The organism is Roseomonas sp. GC11, from assembly GCF_024437745.1.
In the GTDB taxonomy this organism is placed as follows: domain Bacteria; phylum Pseudomonadota; class Alphaproteobacteria; order Acetobacterales; family Acetobacteraceae; genus Pseudoroseomonas.
Genome location: NZ_JANFNY010000092.1, coordinates 1 through 18,249, shown reverse-complemented (window position 1 = coordinate 18,249; position 18,249 = coordinate 1). Strand labels below are relative to the sequence as shown.

Below are 18,249 nucleotides of genomic sequence, written 5' to 3'. Positions count from 1 at the left end.
CCCCCCCCCCCCCCCCCCCCCCCCCCCCCCCCCCCCCCCCCCCCCCCCCCCCCCCCCCCCCCCCCCCCCCCCCCCCTTTCCCCTTGTATTTATCCCTTTTCCTTCATGTCCAGCGCCCGCGCATAGACCTGCTTGCGCGGCAGGCCGGTGGCGGCGGCGACCATGGCGGCGGCGTCGCGCAGGCTCTGCCCGCTGGCGATGGCGGCGCGCAGCTGCTCATCCAGCCCGGCCTCGGCCTCCGGCGCCGCCTCCCCCGGCGGCCCGACGAGGACGACGATTTCCCCCCGCGCCGCCTCCGCCGCGTAATGCGCCGCGAGTTCGGCGAGGCTGCCGCGCCGCACCTCCTCGAATCGCTTGGTGAGTTCGCGCGCCACGGCAGCCGGCCGCTCCCCCCCGAGGATGGTGGCGAGGGAGGCGAGCATCTCCGCCAGCCGGTGCGGCGCCTCGTAGAAGATGAGGCTGGCCGAGAGCCCCGCGCGCTCCATGGCGCGGAAGCGGGCCAGTTCCGCCTCGCGCGCCGCGGTGCGCGGCGGCAGGAAGCCGTGGAACAGGTAGGGATGCGGCGGCAGGCCGGAGAGGGTGAGCGCCATCACCGCCGCATTGGCCCCCGGCACGGCGGAGAGGGTGATGCCCGCCGCGATGGCGGCGCGCACCAGGCGGTATCCGGGGTCGCTCATCAGCGGCGTCCCCGCATCCGAGACCAGGGCGAGGCGTTGACCCTGCTCCATCCGCGCGATCAGGCGCGGGGTCGCCGCATCCTCGTTGTGTTCGTGCAGGGGCAGGAGAGTCGCGGAAACGCCATGTCGCGCGAGCAGCGGGGCGGTTACTCTGGTGTCCTCGCACAACACCGCGTCGGCCGCGCGCAGCACGGCCAGGGCGCGGGGGGTGAGGTCGCCGAGATTGCCGATCGGCGTCGCCACCAGGGTCAGGCTCACCAGAGTAAGGCCGGGCGCCCCACCCGGCGGAGGAGAGGTCTCACGTGTCGTCTCGTTGGTTTCAGGCTCATCCGGCTGCACTGGTAGGAACTCTCCCGAAAACCCGGCGGTCTCTGGCCGGCTCTGCCCTGGTCGGTGCCCTTGTGGCGCTGTCGGCCTGCGGGCCGCAAGCCTCTGGGCCGGTTTATGCGCCGCAGCCGCAGGCGGTGGCCCCCCTGGCCCCGCCGCCGCCGCCGCGCGCCAAGGTGGCGCTGCTGCTGCCGCTCTCCGGCCCCAATGCCGGGCTGGGGCAGTCGCTGATGAACGCGGCGCAGCTCGCCCTCTTCGAGCAGGGGGAGCCGGGCTTCGAATTCCTGCCGCGCGACACGGGCGGCACCGCGGCGGGTGCCGCGGCGGCGGCGCAGCGGGCCATCCAGGACGGCGCGCGCGTGCTGGTCGGCCCGCTGACGGCGCAGGAGACGGCGGCTGTCTCGCTGCCTGCCCGTGCCGCCGGGGTGCCGGTGCTGCCCTTCACCAACGATGCCAACCAGGCGGCGGACCGGGTCTGGCCGCTGGGCATCACGCCGCAGCAGCAGGTGCGGCGCATCGTCGCCGCCGGGCAGGCGCAGGGGGTGCAGCGCTTCGCCCTGGCCGCCCCGGATGGCGCGCTGGGCCGGCAGATGGCCGCCGCGCTGCGCGGCGCCGCCAGCGATCTCGGCCTGCCGCAGCCGCTGGTGGAGTTCTACCCGGCGGCGGCGCAGCCCGGGCTGGTGGCGCGCGACGTGGCGCAGCGCCTCGCCCTCCTGCCCGATGCCCCGGCGGAGCAGCGCCCCGGCCTGCTGCTGCTGGGCGAGAGCGGCGCGCGGGCGCGCGACATGGCCGCGGGCCTGGCCGCCGCCGGGGTGGCCATGCCGCCGCTGCGCCTCGCCGGCCATGCGCTGTGGGGGATGGAGGATGCGCTGCAACAGCAGCCCGCCCTGGCCGGGGCGTGGTTCCCCGGCCCGGACCCGGCGGCGCGCGGCGCCTTCGAGAGCCGCTATGAAACCGCCTTTGGCGAGAAGCCGCAGCGCGTGGCGGGCGTGGCCTATGACGCGGCGGCCATCGCGGCGCGCGCCATGCGCGGCCAGGGTCCGGGCGGCGTGGCGCAGATGCCGGTGGGCGAGACCATCCAGGGCGCCGATGGCGCGCTGCGCCTGAACCCGGGCGGGCAGGTGCAGCGCGGGCTGGCGGTCTATGCCATCAGCCCCGGCACGCCGGCGCGGGTGGCCGCCCCGGCGGAACTGCCGAGTGGGGTCGGATTCTGAGATTTCGTAAAATCTTCTTTTTCTGAAGAAAAAGAAGCAAAAAGACTTTTCCAGTCTGGCGTCCCGCCGCAGGCCACAGGCGGGACGCCAACTGAAAAAAGTTTTTTTGGTTCTTTTTTTCAAAAAAGAACATCTTTTCAAAAATCCTGCTGGAATTCGCCAGAATGGCTGAAGAAAAACCCGGTTTCTGGCGCTGGCTGGGTTCAGCGGGGCTGATCGGCGGGGTGCCGGCGCTGGCGCTGCTGGTGCTGGGCGCCACCGGGCAGGCCCCGGCGCTGCCGGTGCTGCTGGCGCTGCTGGCCAGCGTGGCGGCGGCGCTCGCGGTGGCGCGGCTGTGGCTGGGGAATATCGCGCGGCTTTCGGCGGCGCTGCGGCGCGCGGCGGAGGACCGGGGCAGCTGGCCCGAGACGCCGCCGCCCCTGCTGCCCGCGCTCGCCGAGGTGTCGGACGGCATTGGCCGCCTCGCCCGCAGCCTGGCCGAGCGGAGCGAGCTGGTGGGGCGCATGAAGCGCGCCGATGCCGCCATCCTGGAAGCCCTGCCGGACCCGCTGCTGGTGCTGGGGGCGGACCGCGCGGCGCTGCGCAGCAATGCCGCCGCCCGCGCCCTGTTCGGCGCCCGCGCGGCCGAGGCCGGGCCGCTGGCCGGCGATGTCGCCGCCCTGCTGCGCCACCCCACCCTGGCCGGGGCGGTGGACCGCGCCCTGGCCGAGGGCACCCGGCAGGCGGCCGATCTCGTCCTCCCCGTTCCCGTCCCGCGCGAGCTGGCGGCGCAGGTCATCCCGCTGGACCCGCCTCTGGCCGATGGCGGGCGGCTGGTGGTCATGCTCTCCGACCGCACGCGGGAGCGCGCGGTGGAACGGATGCGCGCCGATTTCGTCGCCAATGCCAGCCACGAGCTGCGCACGCCGCTGGCCAGCATCATGGGCTTCATCGAGACGCTGCGCGGCCCGGCGCGCGACGACCCGGAGGCCCAGGCGCATTTCCTCGGCATCATGGCCGAGCAGTCGGAACGGATGCGGCGGCTGATCGAGGACCTGCTGGGCCTCTCCCGCATCGAGCTGGCCGAGCATCAGGCGCCCACCGAGCGCGTGCCGCTGGCCGCCCTGGCCCGGCGCGAGGCGGAGGGCATGGGCCCCATCCTGGCCAGCCGGCAGGTGCAGCTGGAGCAGGCGCTGGACGAGGCCGCCGTGGCCGCCCCGGCGGATGCGGAACAACTCGCCCAGGTGCTGCGCAACCTGCTGGAAAACGCGGTGCGCCATGGCAGGGCGGGGGGCCGGGTGCGGCTCTGCGTCGCGCGGGCGGGCAGCCCTCGCCCTGGCGTGGTGCTGAGCGTCACCGATGACGGGCCGGGCATCGCGCGCGAGCATATCCCGCGCCTGACGGAACGCTTCTACCGGGTGGACAAGGGCCGCGCCCGCCATGCCGGGGGGACGGGGCTGGGGCTGGCCATCGTCAAGCACATCGTCAACCGGCACCGCGGGCAATTGCTGATCGAAAGCCAGGAGGGCGCGGGCGCGACCTTCAAGGTGTGGCTCCCCGCCGAGTAAGGGCGGGGTTGCTCCACTCTTCCTTCATCTTCGTCTCGCAGGATGGGTTTTAGACAAAAAATCGTCCTACCCCGAGACGAGGACACCCCCGCGTGACGCTCTACCTGACTCCCGGCGCGCCCAGCCTGGCCGGGACCGATGCGGACGACCTGTTCACCTATACGAGCCTGTCCGGCTTCAAGGCCGTGGGGCTGCTGGATGGTGGGGCGGGGGTGGACACGCTCCGCTTCACCGCCGACCTGGTGCTGTGCGACGGCATGCTGGCCAAGGCGCAGCACCTGGAGACGCTGGAACTGGATGGCAGCGGCGCCCAGAAGCTGATGCTGGGCAATGCCGCCGCCCAGGCTTTTGGCGGGGTGGTGGTGGTGGATGCCTCGGCGGCGGGCAGCCTGTCGCTGAATGCCACGGCGATGACGGCGGGCGGCCATGTGGTGGTGGCCGGCAGCGCCGGGCAGGACATCATCCAGGGCAGCGCGGGGGATGACACGATCCAGGGCGGCGCCGGCAATGACCAGCTGCGCGGCCATGGCGGCGCTGACATCCTGGACGGCGGGGCCGGGGATGACCGCCTCCTGGGCGGCGCCGGCAATGACCAGATCGATGGCGGCACCGGCAATGACCGCCTGGATGGCGATGACGGCGATGACCAGATCTGCGGCGATGCCGGCCATGACACGCTGAATGGCGGCGCGGGGAATGACCTCCTCTGGGGCGCCGACGGCAATGACCGGCTCCAGGGCGGCGATGGCGGCGACATGCTGACCGGCGGCTTCGGCAGCGACCGGCTGGAGGGCGGGGCGGGGAATGACATCCTGCTCAGCCGCTCCGATGCCGGGGAGCCGGTGATCGCGCAGAACAGGGCGGCGGCGAAGGTCTATCCCGGGGAGCCGCTGCTGGCGGCCAACGACACGCTGCAGGGCGGCGCGGGGGCCGACACTTTCCGCTTCGAGCTGACGATGGACGCGAGGCCCGAGGTGGCGGCGCGGCACCTGAACGCGGATGGCACCATCAACTGGCGCGCCGTCGCCGGCGAGAACGGCAACCTGCACGACCATTGGGTGAACGGCATCGGCAACGACACCATCCAGGATTTCAGCCGCGCCCAGGGGGACCGGATCGAGATCGCCGGCCATACGGTGCAGGCGACGCTGCGGCTGGTGGACTCCAACAGGGACGGCACGGCCGATTACAGCCTGATCACGCTGCGCAGCAACCAGGGCGCCAATGGCGGCGCGCACCATGGCGACCTGCTCGGCACCATCAAGGTCTATGGCGACCTGCTGACGGTGGCGGATTTCACCGCCACCTCCAACGTGCACTACGGTGCCTATGACACGCTGGACGAGGCCCGCAACACCGAGTGCTGCGGGGTGATGCCCGGCGGCACCCACCACGACAACCACCTGATGGGCTGAGAGGCTGCCCGGAAGCGCGGGCCGCCTGTGGCTGGAGGAGTGCCTGTGGCTGAGGGGCGCTCCGCCCCCTCAGACGCCCCGCCTGATCTCACGGGGCGCGGGGGAAGCCTCATGCCCCCGCCGCGGCCCCCGCCATGCCCTGGCCTGCGGCGGCGGGCACCGCCGGCTGGGCCAGCAGGCCGCCGCGCGCCAGGATGGAAGCCGCGGGGTGCATCCAGGCTTCGCTCGCCTGGGCATTGTCGCCGGCGGCGCCCGGCAACTCCTCCGCCTCGTGCAGCCGCGTCACCACCAGGGTGGAGGCGGAGAGGTCGCTGGTGGCGCCGTGATTGGCGTTCTCCTCCAGGTCCCGTGCCTGGGCGAGGCCCGGCAAGGCCAGCGCGGCGGCCAGGGTCAGGGCCAGGGTGAAGGCGCGCGGGGCGGAGAAAGCGGTCATGGTCAGGGTTCCTCATCGGTGCGGGGCGGAGCCTCGCGTCTGAGGAGGGAATACCCTGGCGCATGCATCATCCTCCAACGCTGATGGAGGATATTAAAAATCACCTGAAGTGATGATTCCTGATCAGCGGCTATTCGGCGGCCTTGGCGCTGACGACGATGCCCGGCCGGCGCACGCGCAGGCGGCGGATGCGGCGCGGATCGGCATCGAGGACACGGAATTCCAGGCCCGAACCATGCGAGACCAGCTCACCCTTGGCCGGCACACGCCCGGCCAGGGTGAAGACGAGGCCGCCCACGGTGTCGATATCCTGTTCCCGCTCATCGGCGGTCAGCACGGCACCGATCTTCTGCTCGAAGAGCTCGATGGGCGTGCGGGCATCGAGGTCGATCAGCCCGTCCGGCCGCTCGACGATCTGCGGCGCGGCGTCCTCGTCATGCTCGTCCGAGATGTCGCCGGTGATGGTCTCCACCAGATCCTCGATGGTGACGAGGCCGTCGATGCCGCCATATTCGTCCACCACCAGGGCGAGGTGCATGCGGGCCTGGCGCATTTGCAGCAGCAGGTCCAGCACCGGCACGGAGGCGACGACGAAGAGCGGCTTGCGCAGCACGGCGGCCATGCTGAAGGGCGCCTCGCGCCCGACGCTGGCGAAGACATCCTTGATGTGGACCATGCCCACGATGTCGTCCAGCTGCTCCCGGTAGACGGGGAAGCGGCTATGGCCCTCGCGCTGGATGAGGCGGATGGCCTGTTCCAGCGTCAGGTTCTCCGGCATGGCGACGATGTCGGCGCGCGGCACCATGACATCGATGGCGGTCTTGCCGCGCAGCTTCAGCACGTTGCGGAGCATGGCGCGTTCCTGCGCATCCAGCTCCGGGCGGGGGGTGCCGGCATGCTCGCCCGGCTCGGCATGGCCGCGGCCCTCGACCAGGGCTTCCACCTGGTCGCGCACGCTCTCGGCCGATTTGCGGCGCAGCAGGCCTTGCAGGCGCCACAGGATGCCCTCGCGCGCCTCGGGGTTCTGGCCGCTCACAGCACGCCCCTCCACGGGTTGGGCAGGGCGAGGCGGCGCATGATGCGGGCCTCCGCGCGCTCCATGCGGCGGGCCTCGCCGGCCTGGATATGGTCATGGCCGCCGAGATGCAGCGTGCCATGGGCGACGAGATGCGCCAGATGCGCCGCCACCCGGCGATGCGCCGCGCGCGCCTCCCGCCGCACCACGCCGAGGGCGAGGGCGATATCCCCGAGATGGCCGAAGCCCTCGCCGGGGAAGGAGAGCACATTGGTGGGCTTGACCTTGTCCCGGTGGTCGCCGTTCAGGCGCTTCACGGCGCGGTCATCGGTCAGCAGGATCGTCATGCTGCCGCAGGGCGCACCGGTGGGGGCGTTGTCCAGCGGAAAGCCGTCGCTGAGCATCTCGGCCCAGGCGGCCAGGGCGGCGCGGCGCGCCAGATCCTCGGCCCGGGGCACGGCGGCACGCCAGGCGGGGTCCTCGATGAGGACGACGACCTCAGGCCCGGCCAGCATCGCCGCGGCCTTTCCCGAATGAGCAGGCCCGGCCGCGTCACGGCGGCCGGGCGTTCGACTTCCCGGTTCCATCATTCTCCTTCCTGCCGCGCGGGGGGAGTCCCGTCGCGGCGCCGTCCGCCCATGCCCATCCTGGGGCTCCCCGTCCTGGCATAGGGCGGGGAATACTGGGTCGGGTCCTGGGGGCCGGCCGAGTGTTCGGCGCGGTTATACGCGGCGACGATGCGCGCCACCAGCGGATGCCGCACCACGTCCCCCTCGTTGAAATGGGCGAAGCCGATGCCCTCCACCCCGTCGAGGATGGAGAGCGCCTCCACCAGCCCGGATTTCTGGCCCGGGGGCAGGTCCACCTGGGTCGGGTCGCCGGTGATCACCATGCGCGTACCTTCGCCCATCCGGGTCAAGAACATCTTGATCTGGGCCGGGGTAGTGTTCTGCGCCTCGTCCAGGATGGCGTAGCAATGGGCCAGGGTGCGGCCGCGCATGAAGGCCAGGGGCGCGATCTCGATCTCGCCCGAGGCGATGCGGCGCTGCACCTGGTCGGCCGGCATCATGTCGTTCAGCGCGTCGTAGAGCGGGCGGAGATAGGGGTCCACCTTCTCCTTCATGTCGCCGGGCAGGAAGCCCAGCCGCTCCCCCGCCTCCACCGCCGGGCGGGAGAGCACGATGCGGTCCACCCGCCCCGCCAGCAGCAGGGCCACGCCCTGCGCCACGGCGAGATAGGTCTTGCCCGTGCCGGCGGGGCCGATGCCGAAGACCATGTCCCGCTTCGCCAGCATGTCGATATAGGCGGCCTGGGCATGGCTGCGCGGGCCCACGGCGCCCTTGCGCGTGCGGATGGCCGGCAGGTCGGCCAGCGGCAGGCGTGGCTCCCGGGTCTCCGGCCCCCGCGCCTCTGATCTGGGTGCGGGTGCCGCCCCCTCCACCAGCCGCAGCGCCGCTTCCACCTCCGCCATGCCCACCGTCTCCGCCCGTTCCAGTTGCCGCCACAGCGCGCGCAGCGTGGCCTCGGCCAGCTGCGCCCCCCCGGCGGGGCCGATGATCGACAGCCGGTTGCCCCGGCTGGCGAGGCGCACGCCCAGCCGCTGCTCGATCCGCGCCAGATGCCGGTCATGCTCGCCAAAGAGCAGCGGCAGCAGGGCATTGTCGTCGAATTGCAGCGTCACGGTCCGGGCGGCGGAGATGCTCTCCCCCGGGGCGCGGCTTATGGGGCCGGCGGCAGGTCCGGTGGGGGAGCGGGTGGGGTCGGCGCGCAGCGCGAGGGTGGCGGGCTCGTTCAAGCGGGGGTCAGCTCCTTCTCGTCCAGCAGAACCGCGGAGAGGGAATTGGGATGCGCCGCCGTCAGGCGCACCCGCGCCATCCGCCCGGCGAGCGCGGCCGGGCCCATGGCGTGGACCGGCTGCAGCCAGGGCGTGCGGCCGGCGATCTGCCCCGGATGCCGGCCGGCGCCGGTCCAGAGGATCTCCACCTCGCGCCCGACGCAGGCGCGGTTGAAATCATCCTGCTGGCGGCGCAGCAGGGCCTGGAGCTCCTGGAGGCGCGCATCCTTCTCCGCCTCCGGCACCTGGAAGGGCTGGCCGGCCGCCGGCGTGCCCGGGCGGGGCGAGTATTTGAAGGAATAGGCCAGGGCGAAGCCCACCTTCTCCACCAGCGCCATGGTCGCCGCGTGGTCCGCCGCCGTCTCGCCAGGGTGGCCCACGATGAAGTCGGAGGAGAGCGCCATGTCCGGCCGCGCCTCCCGCAGCTGGTCGGCGATGCGGTAGAACAGCTCCGCCTTGTGGCCGCGGTTCATGGCGGCCAGCACCTTGTCCGAGCCGCTCTGCACCGGCAGGTGCAGGAAGGGCATCAGCTGCGGGATGCGGCCATGCGCCTGGATCAGCGCCTCATCCATGTCGCGCGGGTGGCTGGTGGTGTAGCGCAGCCGCGCCAGCCCCTCGATCTCCGCCAGGGCATAGAGCAGGCGGGAGAGCGTCCAGCTGCTGCCATCCGGCGCCTCGCCATGCCAGGCATTCACATTCTGGCCGAGCAGCGCGATCTCCCGCGCGCCGCCCGCCACGAGGCGCTTCGCCTCGGCCAGGATGGCGGCGACGGGGCGGGAGAATTCCGCGCCGCGCGTATAGGGCACGACGCAGAAGGAACAGAATTTGTCGCAGCCCTCCTGGATGGTGAGGAAGGCAACCGGCCCCTGGTTGGCACGCACCTCCGGCAGCAGGTCGAATTTCTGCTCCACCGGGAAATCGGTGTCGATCTGCGCCCCGGCGGCGCGGCTGGCGCGCGCCACCATCTCCGGCAGGCGGTGATAGGTCTGCGGCCCCAGCACGATATCCACCCAGGGGGCGCGGGCGGTGATCTCGGCCCCCTCCGCCTGGGCGACGCAGCCGGCCACCGCCAGCACCATCTTCTGGCCGCCGCCCGCCTTCTCCTCCTTCAGCTGCCGCAGCCGGCCGAGGTCGGAGAACACCTTCTCCGACGCCTTCTCGCGGATATGGCAGGTGTTGAGGATGACCATATCGGCCTCCTCCGGCGTCTCGGCCGGGCCATAGCCGAGCGGGGCCAGAACATCCGCCATGCGGGTGCTGTCATAGACATTCATCTGGCAGCCCCAGGTGCGGATGAACAGCTTCTTCCGGGCGGGGGCGGCACCGGCCACATCAGGGCCGGCAGAATCAGGACGGGGGGAGGTCATGGCAAAAACCCTGGGGCAGCGACACCCGGCATGCGACACCCGCCGGGGCCACCCCGGCACGGGGCGGCATTCCGGGCGGATGTGCGGGGCGCAGGGCCTCGGGTCAAGCGACCCGGCCCTCCACGACCCCTGATTCTGCGGTCGCGCCTGGGCGGTTCATCACACAGCATCGTCACGGATACCGCCCCGCCCGGTCAAGCCAAACCGGCGCACAGGACCGTTACAATTTCGACTCAAAGGTAAGCGGCAGCAGAGAGGGGGAAGAATGAATTCTTCCCCCTCACCCCCATCATCTTTTTTTGTCAGGCTGCCGCCGTCTCCCGGCGAAGCGGGCCGCCTCACGGCGGTCATACAAATCTCATCGCAAATGCCACTTTAATTGCATCGTCCCATTGCGTGTAATTAGGAAAATCGTTTTCTTCCATCCAACACTTAACTTCTTCATTTATAAATTCACCCCCAATATACCACCCCAGATTACCATTAGCGCACACGACGGCAGGACCATCTTCCCGATGAAGTTTCCGCTCTTTTTCTGTTGCACAGAACCACATTTTCGAACCATCCGCATAATTTTCTATTTCTAAAATCATGAATTTATTCTCCTTAAATTAAATTTCAATGCGAGAAAAATACACAAAACCATCTCTTCATGCAAGAAAAAAGATCATACCTACGATATTATTGCAGTATTAATTTATATTTTATAGATAGAATTCAAAATACACATCCGTCGTCCCGGCCATGACCGGCAGCTGACAGAAAACCGGCAGCCGTTAAAAAAGTGGCCAAGAATGAAGGTGGGGGGGCATATGCGGGGCATGTCCGAGCCGATTGCCCTTTATGTCCACTGGCCCTTCTGTCTGGCGAAGTGCCCTTACTGCGACTTCAACAGCCATGTGCGGGAGCGGGTGGATGCCGCGCGCTTCGGCGCCGCGCTGCGCCGGGAACTGGCCTATGAGGCGGAGCGGCTGGAGGGGCGGCGGGTGCTGTCCTCCATTTTCTTCGGCGGCGGCACGCCCAGCCTGATGCCGCCGCAGGTGGTGGCCGATGTCATCGCCGACGCGCTGCGGCTCTTCGACCCGGCGCCGGACCTCGAAATCACGCTGGAGGCCAACCCGACCAGCGTGGAGATCGCCCGGCTGGCGGAGCTGCGGACGGCGGGGGTGAACCGCGCCAGCCTCGGCGTGCAGTCGCTCCAGGACAAGGCGCTGGGCTTCCTCGGGCGCCAGCATGACGCCGCCCAGGCCATCGCCGCGCTGGAGGCGGCGCGCGGCCTCTTCCCGCGCATCTCCTTCGACCTGATCTATGCCCGCCCCGGCCAGACCCTGCCGGACTGGCGGGCCGAGCTGCGGCAGGCGCTGACGCTGGCGGCGGACCATCTCTCGCTCTACCAGCTCACCATCGAGCCGGGCACGCGCTTCGCCACAGAGCACGCGCGCGGCGCCTTCGCCCTGCCGGAGGGGGAGGAGGCCGCCGCCCTCTACTTCGCCACGGGGGAGGAGGCGGGCCGCTTCGGCCTGCATCCCTACGAGGTCTCGAACTACGCCAAACAAGGGGCGGAGAGCCGGCACAACCTCGCCTACTGGCGCTATGGCGATTACCTGGGCATCGGCGCCGGGGCGCATCAGCGGGTGACGCGGGCGGGCACGGTGGTGGCGGCGCGGCGCCACCGCGCGCCGGAGGAATGGCTCTCCCGCGTGGAGGCCGCCGGCCACGCCATCACCCAGGAGGAGCACCTGGCCCCGCTGGACCGCGCGCGGGAGGCGCTGCTGATGGGCCTGCGCCTCTCGGAGGGCGTCAGCCCCACGCGGCTGGCGGCGCGCACCGGCCTGCCCCTGGCCGAGGCGGTGGATCCGGCGATGCTCTCCGCCTGCCTGGATGAGGGCTACCTGACCTGGACGCCGGAGGGCCATCTGGCCGCCACCTGGGAGGGCCGGCTGCGCCTGGATGCCCTCCTGCCCGTGCTGCTGCGCTGATTTACTTGCGGCGGGGTCCGGGGTAGCCCTGCTACCCCGGCGGGGGTCCAGGGGGCAGCGCCCCCTGGCCTGCCCACGCTCCCTCACCCCAGGGAAACTCTTCGCGTGCTGACCAAGCTTTCCGCGCTGACCGGCCGCCGCGCCCTGCTGGCGGCCTTCGCCCTGGGCGTGCTGTCCGCCCTGGCCCTCCCTCCCCTCTACCTCGTCCCCGTCCTCCTCCTGGCCATCCCTGGCCTGCTGGCCCTGCTGGATGGTGCCGGCTCCGCCCGGCGGGCGGCGTGGCTGGGCTTCGCCTGGGGCTGGGGCCACCACGTCGCCGGGCTTTACTGGATCAGCCACGCGCTGCTGACCGACCCGTGGCGCTGGGGCTGGCTGATTCCGGTGGCGGTGCCCGGGCTGGCGCTTCCCCTCGCGGCCTATCTGGCGCTCACCACCCTGCTGGCCTGGAAGGCCCGGCCGGGCTGGCCGCGCTGGCTGGCCCTGGCCGGCGGCTGGACGCTGCTGGAATGGCTGCGCGGCCTGCTGCTGACGGGTTTCCCGTGGAACGCCACCGGCAGCGTCTGGGCCTTCGGCGCGCTGCCGCTGCAACCGGCGGCCTGGATCGGCCTGCATGGCCTGACCCTGCTGACGCTGCTGCTGGCCGGGCTGCCGGCGCTCGGCCGCCGCGCCGTGGCGCTGGGCGGCGTGGCGCTGGCGGCGCTGGCCGGGCTCTCCGCCGCGCGGCTGCATGCCACGCCCGAGCCGGAGGCGCCGCCGGTGGATGTGCTGCTGGTGCAGGGCAATATCCAGCAGGAAGCCAAGTGGCGCGAGGACCAGCGCTGGCCGATCTTCCGCCACTACCTGGCGTTGACCCGGGCCGGCGCCGCCGCCGCCGCGCGCCCTGGCCGCACCCTGGCGGTGATCTGGCCGGAAACCGCCAGCCCCTTCCTGCTGCCGCAGGACGAGGCGGCGCGCGACTATGTGGCCCGCGCCCTGCCGCCGGGGGCGGTGCTGCTGGGCGGTTCGATCCGCGCCGCCTGGACGGCGCAGGGCACGCTGGACAGCCTCTACAACAGCCTCTCGGCGGTGGATTCGCAGGGCCGGCTGCTCGCCACCTATGACAAGGCGCATCTGGTGCCCTTCGGCGAGTACATGCCGCTGCGCGGGCTGATCCCCATCCGCATCGTGCAGGGGGGGATGGATTTCTCCTCCGGCCCCGGCCCCGTCACCCTGGCCCCGGCCGGGCTGCCGCCCTTCAGCCCGCTGATCTGCTACGAGGTGATCTTCCCCGGCGCCGTCACCGCGGCGGAGCGCCCGGCCTGGCTGCTCAACATCACCAATGACGCGTGGTTCGGCTACTCCGCCGGGCCGTACCAGCACCTCGCCGCCGCCCGGCTGCGCGCGGTGGAGGAGGGGCTGCCCATCGCCCGTGTGGCGCAGACCGGCGTCTCGGCGGTGTTCGACGCCAAGGGGCGCGAGGTGGCGCGGCTCGGCCTGGGCCTGGAGGGCAGCCAGTCCGCCCCCCTGCCCGGCCCGCTGCCGCCCACGCCCTTCGCGCGGGTGGGCAATTGGGGGGCGGTGGCCCTGTCAGGAATTGCCCTTCTGGTTGCGTTTTTTGCCACGCGCCGCCTGGGACGGGCCGAAAACGCGCTTCGTGCATCTCATAAATGAGAATTCTCGAAAGAGTTGACAGATTGCTACTAAGCAGTTTAGGAAAATTATATACAAGCGGGCATCAGGCATGTCCGCGCGGGACGACACAGCGGCTGCGCCGGTCTGATCCAGGCATGCCGGCGTGGCCCTGGGATCGGTGGCGGAGGGGCGGTGATGCCGAGCGATGACCTGGCCGAGAAGACCGAGCGCGAGCATCGCCCGAGTCCCATCGACGTGCATGTGGGCAGCCGGGTGCGGCTGCGGCGCACGCTCCTTGGCATGAGCCAGGAGAAGCTGGGGGAGGCCCTGGGCCTGACCTTCCAGCAGGTGCAGAAATACGAGCGCGGCGTGAACCGCATCGGCGCCAGCCGCCTGTTCGACCTTGCCCGCGTGCTGGATGTGCCGATCGGCTTTTTCTTCGACGACATGCCGGATGCGATGGGCGGGCAGACCGCGCTGCGCGCCCGCATGGGTGGCTTTGCCGAGCAGCAGGAAGGCTTCGAGGACGACACGCTGCACAAGCGCGAGACCCTCGAACTGGTGCGCGCCTATTACCGCATCACCGAACCTTCGGTGCGCAAGCGCGTCTTCGAACTGATCAAAAGCCTCGCCCCCACCGATTAATTCTTTCAGGCTGCCGCTGTCTCCCGGCCAGGCGGGACTCTTTTCGGGGTGGCTGCGTCTCCCGGCGAGGTGGGGCGCCAGACTGAAAAAAGTTTTTTGGTTCTTTTTTTCAAAAAAGAACCTTTTCTGAAAAACCCTTTTTACCGCACCCGGCGCGGCAGCGGCGCGCGGTTCTGCCGCAGGTCGGCGGCGCCTTCGGCCACGGCGCGCTCGACGGCGGCGGTCAGGGCTTTGCGGTTGGGGAAGTCGCGCGGGTCCACGGGTTCGTGCAGCAGCACGGTCACCCGGCCACCGGGGCGGCGGGCGAGGCGCCAGAAATGGCTGCCGATATCCATATCCCCATACCATGCGAAGAGCGGCCGGTCCCGCCGGCAGGCTGGCAGGCCGCCCAGCCGGTCATAGACCACCGAAACGGGCTGAACCATTGCCGCCGCATCCGCCACGGCCAGGAAGGAGGAGCGGAAGGGCAGCACCCGCGTGCCGTCATTGCTGGTGCCCTCGGGGAAGAGGATCATGCTGTCCCCGGCGCGCAGGCGTTCGCGCATGGCCTCGGCCTCGGTGCCGGTGCGGCCGCGCGCGCGGCTGACGAAGATGGTGCGGCCCAGCCGGGCCACGGTGCGGATCAGCGGCCAGGTGCCGACCTCCGCCTTGGCGACGAAGGCGCCTTCCAGCACCCCGCCCAGCACCAGGATGTCGAGCCAGGAGGAATGGTTGGAGAGGAACATCACTGGCCGCTCCACGGCGCGCGGCCCCACCACCTGGACCTTGAGGCCGATCAGCCGGCACATCATGGCGTGGTAGAAGCGCGGGAAGCGGCGCTTGCCATCCCCTGGCAGCGCGAGCAGCACCGCCTGGATGGGGATGCAGAGCAGCGTCCAGAGCAGCACGGAGAGCATCCGCCGCACCGCGCGGAGGCGGCCGGCGATGGGGCGTGGCCCCTCGCCCAGGATTTCGCCAAAGCTGCCGGGGGCGCGCCGCAGCGGCGGCGTGCGCGGGCGGCGGCGAAGGCGGGGCGCGGCATCCATCGGGGAACGGGCTAGGGCCTGCATGGCTGTGCCGGATAGCCGAGCATCCGAGGCACCACAATGACGCCGCCATGTCCGCCCCATGACATCTGCCTGACCGGCCGCATGGCCGGCGGGGCGGCACCGGGCTCACCACCGGGCGCGCCACGGCCGGCGGATGGGGCGCGCCGGCCACCCCGCCCGCCGGGGGCGCTCATTCCTTGGCGCCGCGGTGGCGCTCGTAGTGGCGGGAATATTTCTCGGTGACGAGGTCCGTCTTCACCACGATGCAGACATCGGTGGTGTTGAACTGGGTGTCGATCACCGCGCCATCGCCGACAAAGCCGCCGAGGCGCAGATAGCCCTTGATGAGCGGCGGCAGGTCGTTGAGGGCGGCGCGCGGATCGACGCCGGCGGGGTCCAGCCGGTCCATCGGCACGAAGCGCTCGGGCAGGGCGCGCGGGCGCAGCGGCTCGGGCGCCAGGTGGTTGGCGTGCAGGTAGGTCAGCGGCACGGCCAGGGCGTCGAGATCGGTGCCGGGCAGGCTGGCGCAGCCGAACATCAGATCGATGCCATGCACCGAGACATAGGCGGCGATGCCGGACCACAGCAGTTGCATGGCCGCGCGGTTGCGGTACTCGACGGCGACGCAGGAGCGGCCGAGTTCCAGCAGATTGCCGCCATTGGCCTGGAGCGGGCCGAGATCGTATTCGGCGGCGGAGTAGAAGCCGCCCGCGCGCTCCGCCGCGCCCCGGCGGATCAGGCGGTAGGTGCCGACGACATTCTCCACCCCCTCGCCCAGATTGTGGTCGAGGACGAGGAGATGGTCCGCCACGGCGTCGAAGGCATCGCTATCCCGGCGGCGCGCGGCGGTCTCGGCATCCGGGTGGGCGCCCATCTCATCGTAGAAGACGCGGTAGCGCAGCGCCTGGGCGGCATCGATTTCCGCCGCGCTGGTGGCGATACGCACGCCGAGCGGGCCGCTGCGCAGCTCGCCGAAGCCGGAGTCGCTCATGCGCCATCCCCGCCGCGGCGCCGGGGCGTGCGGCGGCCGGGGCCGCCGGCCCCCTCCGGGCTGGCCTTGCGGCCGAACAGCTCCAGCCGGTGGCCGACAAGCTGGAAGCCGAGCCGGGCGGCGATCGCCTTGGCCAGGGCCTCGTGCTGCTCATCGGCGAATTCGATCACCTTGCCGGTCTCGATATCGATCAGGTGGTAGTGGTGGCCGTGGTCGGTCGCCTCGTAGCGGGCGCGGCCACCGCCGAAATCATGCCGCTCCAGGATGCCCTTTTCCTCCAGCAGCCGCACCGTGCGGTAGACGGTGGCGATGGAGACGCGGGCATCGAGGGCGAGGGCGCGGCGATAGAGCTCTTCCACATCGGGGTGGTCCATCGCCTCGGAGAGCACGCGCGCGATCAGCCGGCGCTGCCCGGTCATCTTCAGCCCGCGCTCGATGCAAAGCCGCTCGATCCGCAGCGGGTCGGGCTTGTCGTGCTCGGCGGGGTGGGGCGTGTCGGTGCGCGTGTCCATGGGAGGGTTCGGTCGCTCTCCAGCATCGGCGGTCGGGCAGCGGGCCGCCACCCGCCGGCTGTGCCGGACGGGCCACCGGCCGTGGTCATCTCAGGCGGCCCATCGGCTCCGGGCCGGGCCATCGCCGGGGCGATGGCCGGGCAAGATACCGGCATGGGCAGCCATTGCCGCCCATGCCATCAACCGCGCGCCAAGGCAAGGCGCAGCCCTGGCCCCGAGGTGCCATAGCGCGCCATGCGGCGTGCCATATCCTGGCCTGCCCTGCCCCGCGCCTCCGGGGAGGAGGCGGGCGGGGCGGCGGGCCTCAGGCCTCGGCGCCGCGGCGCGGGCGGCCGCCGCGCGGCTTGGTGCCGAGCCCGATCCGCTTGGCCAGGGAGGAGCGGTGCTTGGCATAGTTGGGCGCGACCATCGGGTAATCGGCCGGAAGACCCCAGCGCTCCCGATACTGCTCAGGCGTCATGTCGTAGGAGGTCTTGAGGTGGCGCTTCAGCATTTTCAGCTTCTTGCCGTCCTCGAGGCAGATCAGATACTCGTCGGTGACGGACTTCTTGACCGGCACGGCGGGCTGCGGCCGCTCGGCCGGGCTGGCCACCACCAGCGGCGCGCTGCCCAGCCCCGAGAGGGTGCGGTGCACCTGCTCAATGAGCGACGGGACATCCGCCAGCGGAACCGGATTGTTGGAAACATGGGCGGCGACAATCTGCGCCGTCAGTCCCAGTAGTTCACGCCCGCCTTGTTCTTCGGACATCCCTGAACCTCATTGCATAGCGCCCGGCTTCGTCAGCACACCTGTGCCACCGTGACTTGCCGCACCATATCGGTTGCCGACACTCCCGTGCAACGGCAATCTACGCAGAAATCGAGAAAGGCCGGACATGTCGAAAAATACAGAGGCCCAAGAAAATCTCTACGACCGTACGATCGATATAACATCAGAGACTTGCCCGATGACCTTCGTACGAACCCGCCTCGCGCTGGATCGCATGGCGCCGGGCGAGATTCTGCTGGTGGTGATGCGGGGCGAGGAGCCGCGCGCCAATATCCCCCGCACCGCGTCGGAACAGGGCCACACCGTGCTCAGCCAGGAAGACCAGCCGGACGGCACCACGCGGCTCAGGCTGCGCAAAGCTCCAGGCTGAGCACCAGCGCGTCGCCGCCATCGGCGTAGTAGCGGCGGCGGCGCCCGGCCTCTGCGAAGCCCGCGCCGGCATAGAGGGCGCGCGCCGCCGCGTTCGCCACCGCCACCTCCAGGAAAACCCGCGCCGCGCCGCGCGCCGCGGCGGCGGCCAGCCCCGTCTCCAGCAGGGCCTGCGCGAAGCCCTGCCGCCGCGCCGCCGGATGCACCGCCAGCGTCAGCACCTCCGCCTCATCCGCCGCGACGCGCAGCAGGATGAAGCCCGCCGCCCCCCCAACCTCTGCTGAACCGGCCTCCGCCACCAGCAGGCCGAAGGCGCCGGGCATCGCCAGCATCTGCCCCATCGCCGCCGCGTCCCAGCGGTCATGCGGCGGGAAGGCGGCGGCGTGCAGCGCCGCCAGGGCAGGCAGCGCCTCCGGCGTGACGGCGGCCAGCTCGGCCATCGGGCGCTCAGCCCTCCGCCGGCGGCGCCGCGCCGCCGGGCAGCCGCACCGCCGGCGGCTCGACATAGAGCGGCAG

At 71.1% G+C, this 18,249-nt stretch carries 19 protein-coding genes; 7 read left to right on the top strand and 12 right to left on the bottom strand.

Annotated elements, in window-relative coordinates; translation table 11 throughout:
• Nucleotides 1-89 precede the first annotated feature (89 nt).
• Nucleotides 90-1,016 carry a 16S rRNA (cytidine(1402)-2'-O)-methyltransferase gene (gene rsmI, locus NON00_RS21145; protein ID WP_370688752.1) on the bottom strand — a complete coding sequence of 309 codons (927 nt, stop codon included), beginning with the start codon at nt 1,014-1,016 and terminating at the stop codon, nt 90-92.
• A 125-nt stretch (nt 1,017-1,141) separates the two neighbouring features.
• Here rsmI and NON00_RS21140 point away from each other — a divergent pair, with 125 nt between their 5' ends.
• From NON00_RS21140 to NON00_RS21130, 3 genes are all read left to right on the top strand, one after another.
• Nucleotides 1,142-2,218 carry a penicillin-binding protein activator gene (locus tag NON00_RS21140; RefSeq protein ID WP_256024731.1) on the top strand — a complete coding sequence of 359 codons (1,077 nt, stop codon included), beginning with the start codon at nt 1,142-1,144 and terminating at the stop codon, nt 2,216-2,218.
• 164 nt (nt 2,219-2,382) lie between these two features.
• Nucleotides 2,383-3,765, top strand: coding sequence for an ATP-binding protein (locus NON00_RS21135; protein ID WP_256024730.1), 1,383 nt, complete (start codon nt 2,383-2,385; stop codon nt 3,763-3,765).
• Nucleotides 3,766-3,857: 92 nt separating this feature from the next.
• A complete protein-coding gene (locus tag NON00_RS21130; protein ID WP_256024729.1) occupies nt 3,858-5,180 on the top strand; it encodes a calcium-binding protein in 1,323 nt (440 codons plus the stop codon).
• A 109-nt stretch (nt 5,181-5,289) separates the two neighbouring features.
• Here NON00_RS21130 and NON00_RS21125 read toward each other — a convergent pair whose 3' ends face one another.
• The 6 genes from NON00_RS21125 to NON00_RS21100 all read right to left on the bottom strand — a co-directional run bounded on the left by NON00_RS21125 (nt 5,290) and on the right by NON00_RS21100 (nt 10,422).
• Nucleotides 5,290-5,613, bottom strand: a complete 324-nt coding sequence (locus tag NON00_RS21125) for a hypothetical protein (RefSeq protein WP_256024728.1) — start codon at nt 5,611-5,613, stop codon at nt 5,290-5,292.
• A gap of 130 nt (nt 5,614-5,743) precedes the next feature.
• Complete coding sequence (locus NON00_RS21120) at nt 5,744-6,649, bottom strand: hemolysin family protein (protein WP_256024727.1); 906 nt, start codon at nt 6,647-6,649, stop codon at nt 5,744-5,746.
• Nucleotides 6,646-7,143, bottom strand: coding sequence for an rRNA maturation RNase YbeY (ybeY, locus tag NON00_RS21115; protein WP_256024726.1), 498 nt, complete (start codon nt 7,141-7,143; stop codon nt 6,646-6,648). The genes NON00_RS21120 and ybeY overlap by 4 nt, the downstream gene beginning before the upstream one ends.
• Before the next feature lie 71 nt (nt 7,144-7,214).
• Nucleotides 7,215-8,423 carry a PhoH family protein gene (locus NON00_RS21110; RefSeq protein ID WP_370688751.1) on the bottom strand — a complete coding sequence of 403 codons (1,209 nt, stop codon included), beginning with the start codon at nt 8,421-8,423 and terminating at the stop codon, nt 7,215-7,217.
• Complete coding sequence (miaB, locus tag NON00_RS21105) at nt 8,420-9,829, bottom strand: tRNA (N6-isopentenyl adenosine(37)-C2)-methylthiotransferase MiaB (RefSeq protein WP_256024725.1); 1,410 nt, start codon at nt 9,827-9,829, stop codon at nt 8,420-8,422. Before miaB ends, NON00_RS21110 begins: the two co-directional genes overlap by 4 nt.
• Nucleotides 9,830-10,176: 347 nt before the next feature.
• Nucleotides 10,177-10,422, bottom strand: a complete 246-nt coding sequence (locus NON00_RS21100; RefSeq protein ID WP_256024724.1) for a hypothetical protein — start codon at nt 10,420-10,422, stop codon at nt 10,177-10,179.
• Nucleotides 10,423-10,650: 228 nt separating this feature from the next.
• Here NON00_RS21100 and hemW point away from each other — a divergent pair, with 228 nt between their 5' ends.
• From hemW to NON00_RS21085, 3 genes are all read left to right on the top strand, one after another.
• Nucleotides 10,651-11,808: a radical SAM family heme chaperone HemW gene (gene hemW / locus NON00_RS21095; RefSeq protein WP_256024723.1), complete on the top strand. Its 1,158-nt coding sequence runs from the start codon at nt 10,651-10,653 to the stop codon at nt 11,806-11,808.
• Between the two features lie 105 nt (nt 11,809-11,913).
• The gene (gene lnt / locus NON00_RS21090) at nt 11,914-13,458 is read left to right on the top strand and encodes an apolipoprotein N-acyltransferase (protein WP_256024722.1); all 1,545 of its coding nucleotides are present in this window, start codon (nt 11,914-11,916) and stop codon (nt 13,456-13,458) included.
• 156 nt (nt 13,459-13,614) lie between these two features.
• On the top strand, nt 13,615-14,064 hold the full coding sequence (locus tag NON00_RS21085) for a helix-turn-helix domain-containing protein (protein WP_256024721.1): 450 nt from the start codon (nt 13,615-13,617) through the stop codon (nt 14,062-14,064).
• Between the two features lie 140 nt (nt 14,065-14,204).
• Here the strand turns inward: NON00_RS21085 and NON00_RS21080 are convergent, their stop codons facing one another.
• The 4 genes from NON00_RS21080 to NON00_RS21065 form a co-directional block, all read right to left on the bottom strand.
• Nucleotides 14,205-15,113, bottom strand: coding sequence for a 1-acyl-sn-glycerol-3-phosphate acyltransferase (locus NON00_RS21080; RefSeq protein WP_256024720.1), 909 nt, complete (start codon nt 15,111-15,113; stop codon nt 14,205-14,207).
• Nucleotides 15,114-15,282: 169 nt separating this feature from the next.
• Nucleotides 15,283-16,083, bottom strand: coding sequence for a GNAT family N-acetyltransferase (locus NON00_RS21075; protein WP_256024719.1), 801 nt, complete (start codon nt 16,081-16,083; stop codon nt 15,283-15,285).
• Entirely contained in the window at nt 16,080-16,595 is a 516-nt protein-coding gene (locus tag NON00_RS21070) for a Fur family transcriptional regulator (protein WP_256024718.1), read from the bottom strand. The genes NON00_RS21075 and NON00_RS21070 overlap by 4 nt, the downstream gene beginning before the upstream one ends.
• A gap of 304 nt (nt 16,596-16,899) precedes the next feature.
• Entirely contained in the window at nt 16,900-17,343 is a 444-nt protein-coding gene (locus NON00_RS21065; protein ID WP_256024717.1) for a MucR family transcriptional regulator, read from the bottom strand.
• A gap of 127 nt (nt 17,344-17,470) precedes the next feature.
• Here NON00_RS21065 and NON00_RS21060 point away from each other — a divergent pair, with 127 nt between their 5' ends.
• On the top strand, nt 17,471-17,734 hold the full coding sequence (locus NON00_RS21060) for a sulfurtransferase TusA family protein (protein WP_256024716.1): 264 nt from the start codon (nt 17,471-17,473) through the stop codon (nt 17,732-17,734).
• On the opposite strand, the gene NON00_RS21055 is transcribed toward NON00_RS21060, so the two are convergent.
• The coding region (locus NON00_RS21055) for a GNAT family N-acetyltransferase (RefSeq protein ID WP_370688750.1) at nt 17,709-18,249 on the bottom strand (541 nt) is incomplete at its 5' end. The genes NON00_RS21060 and NON00_RS21055 overlap by 26 nt on opposite strands.

What these genes read in the sequence shown, in the direction of transcription:
- NON00_RS21075 (WP_256024719.1), bottom strand. Translation starts at nt 16,083, where the DNA reads ATGAGCGACTCCGGCTTCGGCGAGCTGCGCAGCGGCCCGCTCGGCGTG.
- NON00_RS21065 (WP_256024717.1), bottom strand. Translation starts at nt 17,343, where the DNA reads ATGTCCGAAGAACAAGGCGGGCGTGAACTACTGGGACTGACGGCGCAG.
- NON00_RS21135 (WP_256024730.1), top strand. Translation starts at nt 2,383, where the DNA reads ATGGCTGAAGAAAAACCCGGTTTCTGGCGCTGGCTGGGTTCAGCGGGG.
- hemW (WP_256024723.1), top strand. Translation starts at nt 10,651, where the DNA reads ATGTCCGAGCCGATTGCCCTTTATGTCCACTGGCCCTTCTGTCTGGCG.
- miaB (WP_256024725.1), bottom strand. Translation starts at nt 9,829, where the DNA reads ATGACCTCCCCCCGTCCTGATTCTGCCGGCCCTGATGTGGCCGGTGCC.
- NON00_RS21060 (WP_256024716.1), top strand. Translation starts at nt 17,471, where the DNA reads ATGTCGAAAAATACAGAGGCCCAAGAAAATCTCTACGACCGTACGATC.
- NON00_RS21125 (WP_256024728.1), bottom strand. Translation starts at nt 5,613, where the DNA reads ATGACCGCTTTCTCCGCCCCGCGCGCCTTCACCCTGGCCCTGACCCTG.
- NON00_RS21085 (WP_256024721.1), top strand. Translation starts at nt 13,615, where the DNA reads ATGCCGAGCGATGACCTGGCCGAGAAGACCGAGCGCGAGCATCGCCCG.
- ybeY (WP_256024726.1), bottom strand. Translation starts at nt 7,143, where the DNA reads ATGCTGGCCGGGCCTGAGGTCGTCGTCCTCATCGAGGACCCCGCCTGG.
- NON00_RS21080 (WP_256024720.1), bottom strand. Translation starts at nt 15,113, where the DNA reads ATGCAGGCCCTAGCCCGTTCCCCGATGGATGCCGCGCCCCGCCTTCGC.
- NON00_RS21100 (WP_256024724.1), bottom strand. Translation starts at nt 10,422, where the DNA reads ATGATTTTAGAAATAGAAAATTATGCGGATGGTTCGAAAATGTGGTTC.
- NON00_RS21070 (WP_256024718.1), bottom strand. Translation starts at nt 16,595, where the DNA reads ATGGACACGCGCACCGACACGCCCCACCCCGCCGAGCACGACAAGCCC.